Below are 15,241 nucleotides of genomic sequence, written 5' to 3'. Positions count from 1 at the left end.
GCCGAGATCGGCGGGCCTAGCGCAGTAGCAGCTCGCTCTCCGCCAGGGCCGTGGAGTCGGCCACCGCCGGCACGGAGGCGATGAGGGTCCCGGCCGCGTCCCCGCCGACCTTCGCAGTCACCACCGCGGCCGCCGTGACCTGCTGGGCCGCTGGACCCGAGATGGTCAGCGCCGTGACCCGGCCGGGCACCTCCGGTGTCACGGTGGTTCCGGCCGGCACCTCAGTCTCCTGGCTCCAGGAGCCGTCGGCCGAGGCCAGGGTCACGGTGGTCGCGCTCGACCCGGAGTTCGTCAGCACCAGCTGGGGGGTCAGGCCCTCGGCGCGGGGCAGCGCGATGGAGCCGGCCTCACCGGCGTCGGGCGTCGCCGCCTGCGACCAGGCGACGTCGTGCAGCAGCGCGCCCGAGCGCGCGGGGTACTCCCCCGCGCTGCGCACGAGCCGGACCCCGGCGGCCACCGGGGCGTCGGAGCTGACGTGCACGCCGTAGGCTCCCGCCGGCACGCCGCTGAGGGACACGTCGAAGACCGCACCCGGGTCCACGGTCACCGAGTCCGCCCCCTGGAGGACCCGGGTGCCGTCCGGGCCGATCACCGAGATCGCCGCGGTCGCGGGCGCGCTGCCCGGGTTGACCAGGCGCACCGCCGGGGCGTCCGAGGACTCCGGCGCCCCGGCGGCCGCGCCGGGGGCCTTCTCGCCCTGCTCGGCCGCCTCGACCAGGACGACGCCGGGGACGGTCAGCTCGGTGTCGGGGGCCGCGCCGCCCGTGAGCACCTCGGTGCCCGCAGCGGTCTCGCCGTCGAGGGACTCGGTGACCAGCGCGGGGACGACGGTCCCCCCGACGGCCTCCACGCTCAGCGCCAGGCGGGGATCGTTGCCGGCCGCCTCCAGCATGACCGCCATGGTCCTGCCCGGGGGCACGACCACCTGGCCGCCCGCGGGCGGCGCGATCTCCCCGACTGAGCCGTAGAGGCGGACTGTGGCCGTCACGGTCGTGGTGCCGGGGTTGGTCAGGCGCAGCTCGGCGGACGAGCCGAGCGCGGTCGACCCGCCCACGATCCAGGAGATCGCCTTCGGGGGCGTGCAGGGGGCCGCGGTGAGTCCGCGCAGGTCGCCGTCGGCGGTCAGCGTGGTCGACACGCCCGCGGCTCCGGTGGGCCTGGTCCCGTCCGGGTTGACGCTCAGCACACCTCCGGAGGCCTCGTTGAGCGTGGTGGCGGGCCCGGTCAGCGCCTCCCCCCTGTAGGTCAGGGAGGCTGCCGTGTCGAGGCTGGTCAGAGTCGTCGTGGCGGTCGTCCTGCCGACGGAGACGGCGCCCAGGGTGTTGCCGGGGGCGGCGTGGCAGGCGTAGACGGCCTCTCCGGCGGGCGCGGGGACCTGCGCGGCGGCCACGACCGCGCTCCGGTCAGCCGGGACGCGGCCGCCCGCCCAGGTCAGACCTGCCATGGCGAGGCCCAGGGCGGCGGAGGCGGCCAGGGCGACGGCTCGCCCGAGCACCCTGCGCCAGCGCGGGCGCCGGCGGGCGGGGGAGGCCGCCCCTGCCTCGTCCGCCTCGCCCGCCTTGCGTGTCCTGCCTGTCCTGTCCGTCATGCGATGGCCCCCTTGCGCCGCAGGGGCAGGGCGGCCAGAACGGTGACGGCCCAGACCGCCCAGATGAGACGGGTGGCGATGGCGCCCGCCGTGGACCGGTGGGCCACGACCAGCTCTCCGCCTCCCGGCGGCACCGAGAAGGCCTGCCGCCAGGTCCCGGCGACGCCCTGGACGACGGTCGGCTCGAGCGGCTCGCCGTCCAGCTCGGCGTACCAGCCCGCGTCGGCGCGCTCGGCCAGGACGAGGGTGCGGGCCTGCCCCTCGGCGGACTCGGGGACGTGCGCGCTCACCTCGGTGGGCGCGCCCGCGGGGGTGGGCAGAATCGCGGTCGTGCCGTCGGCCGCGACCAGGGTGGCGCGGGCGGACTCGGCGGCGCCGGTCGGCCCGACGCGCCAGGAGTTGCCGGCAGCGGTCTGCGCGAGCTGGTCGAGCCCCGGCGTGGACTCCAGGCCCGCGCGGGCCAGGGCGGTGGTCTCGTCCCCGGGGGCGTCGGCCAGCAGGACGACGGCGATGCCGTGGGCGGCCAGGTCGTCGGCGACGGTCTCGTCCTGCCCGGCGGTGGCCCGGGCGACGATGTCGGCCAGCTCGGCGTCGGCGGGATCGGCGGGCGCCATGCGCAGAGCCCCCTCGGCCGGGGCGAGACCGGCCGCCGGGTCCGCGCCGCCCGGAGCCTCCAGGCGGCTGCGCATCTGGGCGGCCAGGACGTCGGGCACGACGTCGGTCAGCTGGGTGCCCGGCCCGCGCCAGGTTCGCACGACCAGGCCCTCGGAGGTCGAGGCCAGGGCCAGGACGCGGCCCGCGCCGGCCGAGCGCTGGGTCTCCCTGGCGATGACGGGCACCTGCTGGGTGCCCGGCTGCAGGGCCCTGACGACGGCGTCGGCGCCCCGGCCCGTGGATGTGCGGGCGGCCCAGGCCCAGCAGGCCCCCACGGCCAGCGGGACGACGAGCCCGACGACGGTGACCGCGGCGAGCACCAGGTGGGGCCACCCGGCGCCGCGGCGCACGAGGCCCGCGCGGGCGGCGTCGGCGCCGGCAAGGCCCGCCGCGAGCAGTCCCGCCGTCATCAGGGTGACGCCGGTTCCCGCCCAGCCGGTGACGGTGACCGAGCCGGTCCCGTCGGGCAGGGTGCCGATCCCCGTGGTCACGCGCACGGCCGCGAGCGCCAGGCCCATGCCTCCAACGGCGCCCAGCAGGCCGGCCCGGGCGCGGTGCCCGCGCCGGCCCGCGACGGCCAGGCCGCCGAGCGCGACCAGGGGCAGGATCGCCAGCATCCCCCTGACGACCAGCACGAGGGTGGGGCCGGGCACGAGCGCGGTCAGGTCGACGGGCACCCCCAGGAGGGTGTCGAGGGCCGAGGGCGCCGGGGCGGCCACGGGGCCGCCGGTGTCGGTGAGCAGGTAGCGCAGCCCGGCGGCGGGGCCCTCGGCCGAGGCCAGGCGCGCGGCGCGCCACCACGCGGGCGCCGCGGTGACGGCCACCGGGAGGAGGGTCAGGACCAGTCGCAGGGCCGCCCGGCGCACCGTGGTCATGAGAACCACCAGGCAGCCGACCACGACCGCCGCCGCCGCCGGGGCGGCGGCGACGACGAGCGTCAGGAAGAGCCCGGCGACGGCGGCGGCCGTCGGCGAGCCGGGGCCGTAGCGCTCGACGGCCCCGGCGCGAGCCGCACCGGCGGGCGCGCCGCCGGAGCCCGAGCCCTCGGAGCCGCCGTCGGGGCCGGCGCCTTCAGCGGGATCGCGGGAGCCGTCAGCGGCCCCTCGGGGCTCCTCCTCGCCGTCGGCGGCGTCGCCGGAGCGCCGCGCCGGGGCGGGGGCGCCGAGCTCGGCGTCGTTCTCCTCCACGATCCGGGCCAGCGCGACGGCCCGCTCGCGCGGGGCCGCCGCGTCGCGCCCGCCCGGCTCGTCCGTGCCGGGCGCGGCGGACTCCTCGGCGCCGGCGCCCGGGTCCTCCCCGGGACCGTTCCCGCTACCGCTGCCGCCGTCGCCGTCCGGGTCGTCGGCCAGGGCCGCGAGGTCCTCGATGCGCTCCGAGGCGAAGCGGTCGAGGTCCGCCTTCTCCAGCGCGGTGGCGTGGTGGGCGTCGACCATGCCCGAGAGCACCGCGTCGCGCCGGTCGGCGCCGACCGCCCGCGCCAGCGCCAGCAGCGCCCAGGGCAGGGCGAGGTGGACCAGCACGGCCGTCAGCCGCCCCTGCCCCACGGCCAGCAGGAGGGCGGGGGCCAGCGCCCAGGTCAGCGCGCCCCAGGCCCGCAGGCTCGTGCGCCGGGTCACGGTGCCCGCGGCGAACCAGGCGCCCAGGGCGGCCAGCGGCACGGCCGCCAGGAGCAGCAGGCGGACCAGGCCGTCGCCGTCGAGCCCGACGCGGCCCGCCAGGCCGACGGGCAGCGCGAGCAGCGCCAGCAGCGGGTTGACGACGGCGGGGTAGCCGTCGCCGGAGGCGGCCCAGGTGGCCCAGGCGGCGCTCCACAGGGCGCGCCCGCCGGCGGCCAGGCCCGCCCCGGCGCCACCCGTGACGGCGCCGGCGGCCGTCACCGCGCCCAGGCCGACCCCCGTCGCGAGAAGGGCCACCGCCAGCACGCCGGCCAGCACGAGTCGGCGACGCCGCGCCAGCGCCGCGAGCTCGCCCAGCTCCAGCTCGCTGGGGGCCTCGGCGCGCGCGATGCGCTCGCGCTCCTGACGGACCCGGTCGCGGCGCACCGAGCGGATGTCGGCGGCGTTGACGTAGAGCCGGGCCAGCACTGAGCGGCGCACGGTGGCATGGGCGGCCAGGCGTCTGCGGCCCCGCCTGATGCCCCGGCCGCGGCGGGAGACGGCCAGAGCGGCCCCGAGCTCGGCGCGGGCCAGGGACGGGGACTTGGTCAGCAGGCGCCCGGCGGCGCGAACGGCCCCCAGGATGAGGAACCAGGTCAGCAGCAGGCCGACGGGCCGGGTCGAGAAGGTCGCCCAGGCGAGGAGCTGGGCGGTGCGGCGCGCGCGGAAGGAGCGGTCCGGGTCGGGATCGGCCGCGTGCGGCTGGGGGACCGCGGGCCGCCCGTCCGCGTCGGCGCGCCCGGCGGCCCCGCCCTGGGCGGGGCGCAGACCCAGGTAGGCGGCCCGCCGGTGCCGGATGACGGCCTGGGGGACGACGACGACGCGGTGCCCGGCCAGCCGGACCGCCCGCGACAGCTCGAGCCCGTCGTTGAAGACGGGGAACTCGGGCGAGGTGCCGCCCAGCTCCTCCCACACGGCGCGGTCGATGAGGGCGCCGGCGGTGCCGACCGCCAGGACGTCGGAGCGGTCGTCGTGCTGACCCTGGTCGATCTCGCCCGCCACGACGTCGTTGGCCCTGCGCGCCGACGCGGTCGTGCGCAGCCCGACCTCGAGGAGCTGCTCGGGATCATCCCAGTCGACCTGCTTGGGCCCGACCAGCGCGGCGGAGCGCGCCTCCGCCACCACGGTCAGAAGAGCCTCCAGGCAGTCCGCGGCCGGCGCCGAGTCGTCGTGGAGCAGCCACAGCCAGCCCTGCTCGCCCCTGTCGCCCCGGTCCTCGGAGCGCTTCCCGGCGTTCTTGCCGCGTGAGCGCCCGGATCGCGTCCCGCTGCGCCGACGGCGCGGGGAGGGCGCGTGCGGGTCGGCCCCGGCGAGCTCGTCGTACAGCGCCAGGCCGCGGCTCACCGCGCCGCCGAAGCCCTTGGCGTCGGGGGCGCGCACGACGCGCACCCGCGTGCAGGCGCCGATCCCGGAGGCGGCGACGGCCTCCTCGACCGGGGTCCCGTCGCCCAGGCCGTTGTGGCGCGAGGCGACATCGACGACGATCGCGGTCCTGGGCGCCACGGTCTGCCGGGCGAGGGCTCGCAGGGTCCGGCGGAGGTAGGGCGTGACCCCGGCGGTGACGACGACGGCGAGCGCCTCGGTCCCGCCGGCGGACCAGGCGCCGGGACCCTCTGGGCTCATACGGCGCGACGCTTGAGCTTGCGACGCTCCCGCTCGGACAGGCCGCCCCAGATGCCGAACCGCTCGTCGTTGGCCAGAGCGTACTCGAGGCACTCCTCGCGAACCTCGCAGGTGGCGCACACGCGCTTGGCCTCACGCGTCGAGCCGCCCTTCTCGGGGAAGAAGGCCTCCGGGTCAGTCTGCGCGCACAGGGCGCGCTCCTGCCATGCGAGCGGCCCCTCGTCGACCTCGTCACCGCCGAAGAGGAACAGGAGGGTCTGGTCGTCAGCTTCGTCGGTACGCGCGAGCGGACCCTCGCCGAGAATGTTCCACACGTTGGCTTCCCTTCAGGTCAGGGGCAGATTAACTACCCATGAATTACACGGGTGTCAGCAAAGAGAGTCAAGCCGGCGAGGGATATGTCACCCAATCGTGACCATCGGCGTCATTCCAACAAAAAGTCCATGTAACGGAACGATAACAGGAGCCGCGGAGCCAGGATTTTGAGGGTTCCTCTACACGCCCCTCCGGCCACCCCCCGGATTGGGACCCGGCGCACGCGCCCCGGTGGGCGGGCACCGGCGGCGCCCCGTCCAGCGCCCCTCCGGCCGCCCGCCCCCGAGGCCGCCGCGCCGCCCGGGGCCGGGCCGCCGCGAGCCGGTGGCGCCCCAGAGGGCGCGCCCGCTTGAACCGCGCTCCCTTTTTGCTTGAATCGGCCCATGACCGACGCGCTGATCCGGGTCCTGCCCTCCACTTCGGACTCCTCGCGCCCCTGGCTGGTGTGGTACGCCCCCGGCGAGCGCATCGAGCTGACCGGACACGTCCTGAGCATGTGGCACGCCAAGTGCGCAGGTTTCGTCACCGCCGAGGCCGGCCCCGGCGCCGACGTGCACCTGGGAATGAGCCCGCACTGGCGGGCGGTGACCTGGTGCGCAGGCGCGTGGGTGGCCGGCGCCACACCTGTGCTGCTCGAAAGCAACGACATTTTTGTAGAAAACCTACTAAGTGAAGCCCCCGTCATGTCGGTCGCATTCAGGATTCGTTGGTTGTTTCCCTCAGCGGACGTTCAGGTACTTGTGACAATGGGGTCGCTCGCGACGCGCTGGCCAGGAGCCCTCCCGCCGCTGGTGCTCGACGGGATCGCCGACGTCATGCCCTTCGCGGACCGCTTCCCGGCCGCCCCGACGGGCGGCTCCGAGCCCGCCCTCAGGGTCGTCGGCGACGGCGGGGCGCGCACGGTGAGCCGGGACGCGCTGGCCGAGGGCCGCCCGGGCGCCGGCGCCGAGGCGGCGCTCGCGGCCGGCGCCCGGGCGCTCCTGATCAGGCAGGAGACGACCGAGCGGGCGGTGCTCGGCGTCCTGGCCGCCTGGCGGGCCGGTCTCACGGCGGTGCTCGTCTCCCCCGACGCCGACGCCGCCCTGCTCGCCGCCGCCGCGCGCCAGGAGGGGGCCGTCGGAGCCGGACCGGGGGCCTGATGGGCGGCACGGGCGGCTCCGGGGCCGGTTCCGGGGCCGGTTCCGTCCGGTCCTCGCGGCCGGACGGGGACGAGCACCCGGACCCAGTCATCGGGCCTCAGGGAACGTCGGCCTGGACGACGACGCCGTCCCCCTCGACGGCGAGCACGCGCTCGTCGGCGCCGACGAACAGGGCCTGGCCGCGCCCGAGGGCCGCCTGGCCGGCGGGAGTGGTCACCGTCGTCGTCCCCTCGACGGCCAGCACGATCCGGGGCCCGCGCCCGGGCACCTGCATCCGGCCGTCGGCGGGGACGACCGTGGTCACGAGCAGCTCGAAGTCGTCCACAGGGGCGTAGTAGGCGCGGGTGGCGCGGGAGAGGTACTCCGGCGCCGGGCGCACCGGCGGGGCGGCCACGTAGTCCACGCAGGCGAGCATCTCGGGCACGTCCACGTGCTTGGTCGTCAGCCCCGCCCGCAGCACGTTGTCGGAGGATGCCATGATCTCCACGCCGAGACCGCTGATGTAGGCGTGCACGCTGCCCGCGGGCACGAAGAGGGCCTCGCCCGGGTGGAGGGTGACGGGGTTGAGCAGCAGCGCCGCCGCCACCCCCGGGTCGCCCGGGAAGGCCCGGGCCATGGTCACGGCGTTGGTGTCCGCGCGCCGGGAGGGGGAGGACCCCCGTTCGAGGCGCGCGTCGATCTCCGCCACCAGCGCATTGATCTCCACGGCCGTGGGACGGGTCCCGGTGGAGACGAGGTCGGAGAAGACCTGGCGGATGCCGAAGCGGGTCGGGTTCAGCCGCAGGGTGCGGCGCATGCGGTGGGCCAGGGCCGAGTCGAGTCCCGAGAGGACCTCGGCGGCCCGGCGAGGGGCGCGGAAGCCCGCGACGGCCTCGTAGCGCGTCAGGGCCAGCACCATCTCGGGCTTGTGGTTGGCGTCCTTGTAGGAGCGGTCGGGGTCGTCCAGCGCCAGGCCCGCCTCGTTCTCGCGCCGGAACCCCTCGATCGCCTGGTCCAGGGAGGGGTGGACCTGCAGCGAGAGCGCCCGCTCGGGGGCGATGAGCTTGAGCAGGAAGGGCAGGTGCTCGCCGAAGCGCCGCACGACGTCCTCGCCCAGCAGCCGCTGAGGATCGGCGTCGATGAGATCGGCCAGGGTGCCGGGGCGGCCGACCAGGGCGGTGGGCCCGGAGGGGTGGGCCCCGTACCACTGCTCGGCCCAGGGACGGTCGTCGGAGAGCTCGCCGAGCAGCTCGGGGATGGCCGCCGCCGAGCCCCAGCCATAGGTCTGGCGTGCGCCAATGAGTCGTTCCACGACAGGCACGCTAGCCCATCACCCGCCGCGGGCCGAGGACGCGCCGGGGACGCGCCGCAGTCGGCCCGCGCGCCGCGGCGGCCGTCTCGACGACCGCGGCGCACATGGGCCATACTTGGGGCCATGCGGGGCATCATTCTGGCCGGAGGCTCCGGCACGCGACTCAACCCGATCACCCTGGGCGCCTCCAAGCAGCTCATGCCGGTCTACGACAAGCCGATGATCTACTACCCGCTGAGCACCCTCATGCTCGCGGGCATCCAGGACGTCCTGGTCATCACCACCCCGCACGACGCCTCCGGCTTCCACCGCCTGCTCGGCGACGGCTCCCAGCTGGGGGTCAACCTGTCCTACACGGTCCAGGAGGTCCCCAACGGCCTGGCCCAGGCCTTCGTCCTGGGGGCCGACTTCATCGGCTCCGACAGCGTCGCCCTGGTCCTGGGCGACAACATCTTCTACGGCCCCGGCATGGGCACCCGGCTGCGCCGCCACACCAGCCCCGACGGCGGCGTCGTCTACGCCTACCAGGTCGCCGACCCCACCGCCTACGGCGTGGTGGAGTTCGACGCCGACTTCAAGGCGATCTCGATCGAGGAGAAGCCCGCCCGGCCCAAGAGCGACTACGCCGTGCCCGGGCTGTACTTCTACGACAACGACGTCGTCGGCATCGCCAGGGCCCTCGAGCCCTCGGCCCGCGGGGAGTACGAGATCACTGACGTCAACCGCGCCTACCTGGACGCCGGGCGCCTGAAGGTGGAGGTCCTCCCCCGCGGCACCGCCTGGCTGGACACCGGCACCTTCGACTCCCTGGCCGACGCCACCGGCTTCGTGCGCACCATCCAGCACCGCCAGGGTCTGACCATCGGCTGCCCGGAGGAGGCCGCCTGGCGCATGGGCTTCATCGACGACGACGGCCTGCGCGCCCGGGCCGAGCCGCTGGCCAAGTCCGGCTACGGCCAGTACCTCCTGGACATCCTGGCCCGCTCCCAGCGCGGCCACGGCGCCGGCCGGTCCTGAAACACCCGCCGCACTGACCGGCATGGACGGCGACATGGTGGACGATAACCGCGCAGGGGGAGCAGCCACCGCCAACCTGATCCGCACGTCTGCCGAGAGGTCGCTCTACCCCGATCGAGCAGGTGTACACGTGCAATGACCGGGACGAGAGCCAGGATCAACAGCGCAGCGACGTTAACGGCTATATTTGTCGGCGTCATGGTGGTTGTCGCCTGCGGACCCGAGTCCGCCCATTATGGCATAACGCCGTACGTACTGATCGCATCGCTAGCCGTCGTCTCACTGGCGCTGCTGATCAGAAGCAGGACCCGGAAGGCCATGGAACGACGCCGTCGGGATCAGGCGATCGCGGATGCTGTCCATCAGGACAGACTCAGTCTCACTGAGCACCTACATCACATCATCTCGAACCGTATCGCCTCTATCGCAACTCAGGCGAGCGCATGCCTGCTCGCGGACGAATCCGATCCGCGCGTTGCACTCAGAACGATAGAGGCGGACAGCCGCGCCGCCGCCCGGGAGATGCGCCGGCTCCTGGCCCTACTGCAATCCAGCACCCACGTCCCGGTACCTACCGCGCCATTGCAGCAGATCTATGCGCAGGCTAGCGCCTCCGGTGTCAGCCTGGCAGTCAAACACACAACAGCCTTTCGCAGCAGGAAGGCGGAAGAAGCCGCATCGTTGGTGGTACACGAGTCTCTCATGAACGTCCTGCGGCACGCCGGCGGCGCACCCACTGAGGTGAGAATTAGCAGAGAAAACGAGAACATCCGCATCATCATACGCAACGAAACCCCCGAGCCCGCGCCGCCCGCCTCACCCGGCGCCGGGATCGGGCTGCTCCTGCTGCAAAAGAAGTGCAACTCACTCGGGGGGAGCATCAGTTCAGGCGAGACGTCGAACGGGTACATTGTCGATGCAGTCATCCCCGACCCCCAGGACGACTGACGGGAAACTGATGGGAAACTGATGGGAAAAAGAAACAGAGTTCTCATCGTTGACGACCAGCTGCTGCTGCGCCGCTCGCTCACCACCATACTGGAGAGCAGCGGAGGCATCGAGGTAGTTGGCGAGTCCGGTTGCGGAGCGGATGCGATCAAGGATGCCCTCCGGCTCAAACCTGATGTCATACTGATGGATATCCGCATGCCGGGTGAGATCGATGGGGTGGAGGCCACTAGAAGAATCCACCTGCACCCCTCTGTCACAGGGACGAAGGTGTGCATGCTCACGGTCTTCAGCGAAGACCAAAAGGTTGTCCAGGCTCTACGCAATGGTGCGGTGGGGTACATAACTAAAGATGCACCACCGGAAGAGGTCATCAATGCAGTGCGCTCCTTACACCTGGGACACTCGGTCCTCCCTTCAGAGGCACTATCCCTGGCGTTAGCGCAGCCTCCCTCCACCCATGCCCCGACAAGCATCGAAGAAGAACTGACCCCTCGCCAGGCCGAGGTCCTGGCGCTCATCGCCACCGGAATGTCCAACGCGGAGATCGAAGCCACCCTGCATATCACGCACTCCACACTGAAATCTCATGTCGCAGCACTACTGAAGAACCTTGAAGCCCGCGACAGGGCGCAACTGGTAGTGGCCGCCTACGAAGGCGGCCTGGTCCAACCACGACGCTCTCAGACGAACATCAGGAAGAACCAGACATAACCCCATGGCAGAAGACCTAGGCTCCCGTCCCCTCACCCATCCCGTATCTCTCCGCATCATGGCGATGTGGCCTCACGGAGAGTACAGTGACAAACGAGGACAATGATCCAGGCTCCCCAACCGGACAGCCATCGACCTCAATCCATGCATGAGCGGCGAATGGCGCGGTGCGGAACCCGCTGCACCAATCAGGGGACGTTCCCTGACACCGACAATAGATGAAGGCCGACACGGAGCGGAGCAGACACCCCATCCCCGAACATCTCGCACTGACAGCACAAACCGCATACCTGGCCCTTCCAGCCTGCACCGCGTCCGCTGGATCACTCTTTCTCCCGACCCATTCAAGAAAGTTACAGATCCTTCGCGGGCTCATACGAGCAACCAACGACCCCGCGCCTACAGCGAATAGCGCCCTCGCTCTCTCCGAAAGAGTAATCCTCACCGACGCCTCAGGCCCGACCGGAATGGCCACATCAGTCACCCCCGACAAAAAAACTCGCCTCTGACATCTGTGCGACTATAGAGTCGACATCATTAAGAACCTCCCCCTCGTCAGCCTCCATGCTGACAGATATTCTCTTAGCCGTCTCCTCCTTCGACAGTCCAGACAACAACATCTCCAGGACAGAGGACGCAGTGCGGTTCAAGCGGAAATAAACCCCCCTATTCGAGTCCAAAACGATTGCCCCGTCGTCTACGTGACTGAGAATAATGCCTTCAGCAAGCCGCACCTCACACCCCCGGATGCCGAGAACCCATGTTACGTAACCATCTTTCCACCTCAAGCGTGGACTGAATAGCATGGAGCTCAGCAGTATCATTGACGCCCGACAGCACCGCCCGCCTCAGCCTATCCGCATCAACAATACCGAGGTCCATCAGGTAACACTCGTCAAAATAACTGCGCAAACTCTCTCGGTTCGCCTCCATCGCCCTATACAGCTCCATGCTGTAGTCTCCTTTGTTTCTTCGCTCCAATGCGGATGAAGGTACCATCCCCCTCATGGAGTCCTTGAGCAAAGACTTACCTCTGCCGGCCTCGGTCCGGTCGCCCACATCGAGCATCAGGGACGCCAGCACCACTTCACAGTCCAGAAATGGCGACTGCCATTCGACCACATCGCGTCCAAATCTGCTTGATATTTGATCTAACAACTCAGCCTCGTATGAGAGTGAAGCGAGAGCCTGATGCCGAGCCCGATCAGGCGAAAGCGGCTGTATCTCCTGATCGTAAAGAAGACGGACTGCCTCCCCAACGGCCTGGAGAGCATCATGGTGAACCCAGTCAGGAATTTCCATCGCGTTCCCCCAGGAAAGATCAACGGCAGATCTCCCTCCGCTAAACGTCCAGGACTCAAGAAGGTCTGAATGAAATGGCGTGGCGCTCCGGGCCTCAGAATACAGGTCGACAAGCTTTACCCTATTTCTCTTAGCAGCACGCCTTAAAGTCAACAGGGAACTGAAACCATATCTCTGATAGTGCGACCACAGCTGGGCCGGCATAGAGGTGAACAGCTCATCTCCACCAAAACCGGTGAAGTGACTCGTCACACCGTTATCTGTACTGGATTTCGCAACGGCCCGCAGATACATGCGTCCCGCACCCCAGAGGAAGGGGCCCCCAGTCTCCGGCTCCTCAACCTCTACATCTGAGCGAAAGAAAATATTCGCGATCTCATTGCCGATGAGACGAGGCTTAATGGCGATGTCGCTTAGAACCCGGGAGGCCCACACATGGTCCTCGTTGCTCGGATCAGATGCAACATAATGATAGGCATCGATATTACACGCGCAGTGATGCAGCATATATACAACCGCTGTTGAATCGAGACCCCCGGAACAATCGACTCCCACGCGATCATCGCTCCCTACCAAGGTGGAAACGACGGCCGGAAGCAGGCTCGACAAGTCGTGCACCACCTGATCGCGATCGGCGCATGTCTCAGGGAGGTGCCAAACCCGCGTTACTTTAACACCGCTACCCCGAATTTCCAGCCTCTCTCCGACCGATACTCTATTCACTCCGTTCCAGATGGTGGTTCTATTGAATGGCCAGGGAGCGCCCAGAGGCGTCACACTAAGTGCCAGTGAAACAGTATTCAGATCCGAGGTGCCACACCCCTGAACGAGACGACCAAGATCAGTTGACGCGATCCTCCCCCGCCCACGCACACTCCAGAACATGGGATCCCTGGTCAAGAAAGGCTGATGGCAGTAGATCACTTTTTCATGATGTGTAACAGCGACCCAACGACCACCGATCTCACAGACCTCTCGACTGAAGACCTCGATATCGGCCGCAGAGCGGAACAACGTCTTGATGCGCTCCCGCACACCATGATCACCGAAAACGACTAGCTTCCCAATCCGCTCATCTGCAACTGAGTAGTCGCTCGTTCGACTAAAAGCAGTCACGCACGGGCGTCCCGAGCTGTAACGAGACAACGCGATGAATCCATCAGGAATACATGGGTCACTGCTATCGCCATCCTCCAGGATCAGGATACCGTACCGTGCCACCAATCTCTCCTAGCCTCCGCTCGGTGGGGGTGCGCATATGACTACATCATACGCACCCCCACCGAACACTATCAGGTTCTCCTCATGTCAGATGCAGATGGGAGCAAGTCCGCAGCCGAGAAAATCCCGACAATCCCCCCACCACAGGCACCGAGTGACGTCGGAGAAGTCTCCGAGCACCACCATCCTAGGCGCCGTGTATGAAATGTGTGACAACGTTCTCACCTCCTTCCCAGGACAGGAACACCGCTGATCATCTGCTCAGATCAGCAGAAGAATGACCGACGAGGTCCTCTCCCCCTTTCTTGAACCCCGCCCGCTCATGAATCACCATAGACGAAACGCCCGACGCCAGCACACCCGATACCCATGATCCAGGATGTAAGCACAGCGACAGAAGAAGCCTCATAGGAGAGATCACTCTTCAGGAACAGATCCGCACTAACCTGCGACGGCAGCCACTCGACCCAGTCCGTCAACGGCATTAACACCGGGGGAGCCACCACCAGCAACACCAAACTTACACTGAGTGTCGGCACAACGGCTCTTACCAGGAACGCCAGCAGCGCCGGAAGCATGCCCATAACTGCAAGATGGATGCTGCTATAGCACACAATACGTACAGCCTCCCCGCTGACCTTTTCCAGGATTACGGCAGAGGCAGCCGACATCGAGGCCAGCCCCAGCAGAAAAAGCACCACCGAGAATAGCGCAATTTTGGCCGTCACCAGGATCGATCGTTGCGGTACCGCAGAAATAGTGGTATATATCTGCCCCCCTTGGTACTCCTGACCACTGAGAACAGTCCCGAGCGCAACAAAGCCGATCGCGATATAGTCAGGAATCGTTTTCAGAATATCCAGGTCTACCATCCGCCCCTGATCTCCAAACCGAGACTCGAACACCAGCGAGACTGTTACAGAAAATACGATAGTACACACGAAGACCGCCCATGTCACCGGCACGGAGACGATCTTCTTGAACTCGGAAGCTACAGTGCTCATGACTGCACATCCCTCGTCACCCAACTCACGACAATAATCACTACCGCCAGTAGAGCCCATGCCGCACATAAATAGAAACCGGTTGCCGCGTCCACGGCGTTCGTTACAGGAGACTCCACCAAGAACGTACTGAGCGCCGCCGTGTCCGGTAGATACCTAGCCGAATCGGTAACCAGCGAGAGAAGACGACTGAATGAGAGGACCGTGCTGTTCGCGAGAAGAACAGCTAACGGCAGCACACCACTCCGGGTCACCGCCGTGAAGGCGCAGGAAATCAATGCCATCATCACCCAGAACACTGACACTCCAGCGACGCGCCGCCAGCATGTCCCATCCAGTGGGCTAGCGTACTCTCCGAGTATGCGCCGTGACGTAATAATCGTCACTGCCGTCGCCACAACGGAAGTCACGATCACCCACATGCACAGCACGACGATTTTCGAAGTCACTGCCCGAAATCGCCGAGGCGCTGCGACCATGGTAGTCGTCAGCTGCCTCGATCGCCCGACTTTCTGAGCATTTCTTGCGTACTCGCTCGACATGATAATCACGCCGATCACCACCACACCGATAGTGCCAAAAATCAGATGCCCGAATCCTGCATCGACGGTAGATGTGCTCAGCAGCCCTCTTTGCCCCCCGGCGCTGAGGGCACGATGCGCCGCGCGCGCACTGAGCGCGGCCAGGCCAACAGGAACCAGAATGCAGCTCACGGTTGCCGCCCAGATCGACGTCAGGGTGCACAACTTCTTTAGCTCAGCCCTTACCAT

14 protein-coding genes are annotated in these 15,241 nt (G+C 68.9%); 4 read left to right on the top strand and 10 right to left on the bottom strand.

Going from position 1 to position 15,241, the window contains the following annotated elements:
• Window positions 1–16: 16 nt before the first annotated feature.
• Genes AIF0345_RS04255 through AIF0345_RS04245 form a run of 3 tightly spaced genes read right to left on the bottom strand, consistent with a single transcriptional unit; the run spans window position 17 to window position 5,771 of the window.
• Window positions 17–1,588, bottom strand: coding sequence for a DUF5719 family protein (locus AIF0345_RS04255; protein WP_285297320.1), 1,572 nt, complete (start codon window positions 1,586–1,588; stop codon window positions 17–19).
• The gene (locus AIF0345_RS04250; protein ID WP_285297318.1) at window positions 1,585–5,520 is read right to left on the bottom strand and encodes a glycosyltransferase; all 3,936 of its coding nucleotides are present in this window, start codon (window positions 5,518–5,520) and stop codon (window positions 1,585–1,587) included. Before AIF0345_RS04250 ends, AIF0345_RS04255 begins: the two co-directional genes overlap by 4 nt.
• Window positions 5,517–5,771, bottom strand: a complete 255-nt coding sequence (locus AIF0345_RS04245; RefSeq protein WP_229118420.1) for a WhiB family transcriptional regulator — start codon at window positions 5,769–5,771, stop codon at window positions 5,517–5,519. The genes AIF0345_RS04250 and AIF0345_RS04245 overlap by 4 nt, the downstream gene beginning before the upstream one ends.
• 447 nt (window positions 5,772–6,218) lie before the next feature.
• Between AIF0345_RS04245 and AIF0345_RS04240 the strand changes: the two genes are divergently transcribed.
• The gene (locus AIF0345_RS04240; RefSeq protein ID WP_285297315.1) at window positions 6,219–6,974 is read left to right on the top strand and encodes a TIGR03089 family protein; all 756 of its coding nucleotides are present in this window, start codon (window positions 6,219–6,221) and stop codon (window positions 6,972–6,974) included.
• A 97-nt stretch (window positions 6,975–7,071) separates the two neighbouring features.
• Here AIF0345_RS04240 and manA read toward each other — a convergent pair whose 3' ends face one another.
• Window positions 7,072–8,265, bottom strand: coding sequence for a mannose-6-phosphate isomerase, class I (manA, locus tag AIF0345_RS04235; RefSeq protein ID WP_043561834.1), 1,194 nt, complete (start codon window positions 8,263–8,265; stop codon window positions 7,072–7,074).
• A gap of 123 nt (window positions 8,266–8,388) precedes the next feature.
• Between manA and rfbA the strand changes: the two genes are divergently transcribed.
• From rfbA to AIF0345_RS04220, 3 genes are all read left to right on the top strand, one after another.
• On the top strand, window positions 8,389–9,282 hold the full coding sequence (gene rfbA / locus AIF0345_RS04230; protein WP_285297313.1) for a glucose-1-phosphate thymidylyltransferase RfbA: 894 nt from the start codon (window positions 8,389–8,391) through the stop codon (window positions 9,280–9,282).
• A gap of 198 nt (window positions 9,283–9,480) precedes the next feature.
• Window positions 9,481–10,230, top strand: a complete 750-nt coding sequence (locus AIF0345_RS04225) for a sensor histidine kinase (protein WP_285297311.1) — start codon at window positions 9,481–9,483, stop codon at window positions 10,228–10,230.
• A 21-nt stretch (window positions 10,231–10,251) separates the two neighbouring features.
• Window positions 10,252–10,944, top strand: coding sequence for a response regulator (locus AIF0345_RS04220; protein WP_285297309.1), 693 nt, complete (start codon window positions 10,252–10,254; stop codon window positions 10,942–10,944).
• Between the two features lie 16 nt (window positions 10,945–10,960).
• Here AIF0345_RS04220 and AIF0345_RS16640 read toward each other — a convergent pair whose 3' ends face one another.
• The 6 genes from AIF0345_RS16640 to AIF0345_RS04205 form a co-directional block, all read right to left on the bottom strand.
• Window positions 10,961–11,389 (bottom strand): lasso peptide biosynthesis B2 protein, encoded by a 429-nt coding sequence (locus AIF0345_RS16640; RefSeq protein ID WP_353962067.1) that lies wholly within the window; start codon window positions 11,387–11,389, stop codon window positions 10,961–10,963.
• 31 nt (window positions 11,390–11,420) lie between these two features.
• Complete coding sequence (locus tag AIF0345_RS16635) at window positions 11,421–11,750, bottom strand: PqqD family protein (RefSeq protein WP_353962063.1); 330 nt, start codon at window positions 11,748–11,750, stop codon at window positions 11,421–11,423.
• The gene (locus tag AIF0345_RS04215; RefSeq protein WP_285297889.1) at window positions 11,680–13,131 is read right to left on the bottom strand and encodes an asparagine synthase-related protein; all 1,452 of its coding nucleotides are present in this window, start codon (window positions 13,129–13,131) and stop codon (window positions 11,680–11,682) included. The genes AIF0345_RS16635 and AIF0345_RS04215 overlap by 71 nt, the downstream gene beginning before the upstream one ends.
• A 423-nt stretch (window positions 13,132–13,554) precedes the next feature.
• Complete coding sequence (locus tag AIF0345_RS16630; RefSeq protein WP_353962062.1) at window positions 13,555–13,692, bottom strand: lasso RiPP family leader peptide-containing protein; 138 nt, start codon at window positions 13,690–13,692, stop codon at window positions 13,555–13,557.
• Window positions 13,693–13,787: 95 nt separating this feature from the next.
• A complete protein-coding gene (locus tag AIF0345_RS04210) occupies window positions 13,788–14,471 on the bottom strand; it encodes a hypothetical protein (RefSeq protein WP_285297307.1) in 684 nt (227 codons plus the stop codon).
• The gene (locus AIF0345_RS04205) at window positions 14,468–15,241 is read right to left on the bottom strand and encodes an ABC transporter permease (RefSeq protein ID WP_285297888.1); all 774 of its coding nucleotides are present in this window, start codon (window positions 15,239–15,241) and stop codon (window positions 14,468–14,470) included. The genes AIF0345_RS04210 and AIF0345_RS04205 overlap by 4 nt, the downstream gene beginning before the upstream one ends.

Source organism: Actinomyces israelii (assembly GCF_030253495.1).
Classification (GTDB): domain Bacteria; phylum Actinomycetota; class Actinomycetes; order Actinomycetales; family Actinomycetaceae; genus Actinomyces; species Actinomyces israelii.
Note: the sequence above shows the minus strand (reverse complement) of the source record. Positions and strands in the feature narration are given on the sequence as shown.

Excerpts from the sequence above, each read along its gene's own strand:
- AIF0345_RS16635 (WP_353962063.1), bottom strand. The coding sequence starts at position 11,750 with ATGCTATTCAGTCCACGCTTGAGGTGGAAAGATGGTTACGTAACATGG.
- AIF0345_RS04255 (WP_285297320.1), bottom strand. The coding sequence starts at position 1,588 with ATGACGGACAGGACAGGCAGGACACGCAAGGCGGGCGAGGCGGACGAG.
- AIF0345_RS04240 (WP_285297315.1), top strand. The coding sequence starts at position 6,219 with ATGACCGACGCGCTGATCCGGGTCCTGCCCTCCACTTCGGACTCCTCG.
- AIF0345_RS04250 (WP_285297318.1), bottom strand. The coding sequence starts at position 5,520 with ATGAGCCCAGAGGGTCCCGGCGCCTGGTCCGCCGGCGGGACCGAGGCG.
- AIF0345_RS04225 (WP_285297311.1), top strand. The coding sequence starts at position 9,481 with ATGGTGGTTGTCGCCTGCGGACCCGAGTCCGCCCATTATGGCATAACG.
- AIF0345_RS04215 (WP_285297889.1), bottom strand. The coding sequence starts at position 13,131 with ATGTTCTGGAGTGTGCGTGGGCGGGGGAGGATCGCGTCAACTGATCTT.
- AIF0345_RS04220 (WP_285297309.1), top strand. The coding sequence starts at position 10,252 with ATGGGAAAAAGAAACAGAGTTCTCATCGTTGACGACCAGCTGCTGCTG.
- AIF0345_RS04210 (WP_285297307.1), bottom strand. The coding sequence starts at position 14,471 with ATGAGCACTGTAGCTTCCGAGTTCAAGAAGATCGTCTCCGTGCCGGTG.
- AIF0345_RS04205 (WP_285297888.1), bottom strand. The coding sequence starts at position 15,241 with ATGGTAAGGGCTGAGCTAAAGAAGTTGTGCACCCTGACGTCGATCTGG.
- rfbA (WP_285297313.1), top strand. The coding sequence starts at position 8,389 with ATGCGGGGCATCATTCTGGCCGGAGGCTCCGGCACGCGACTCAACCCG.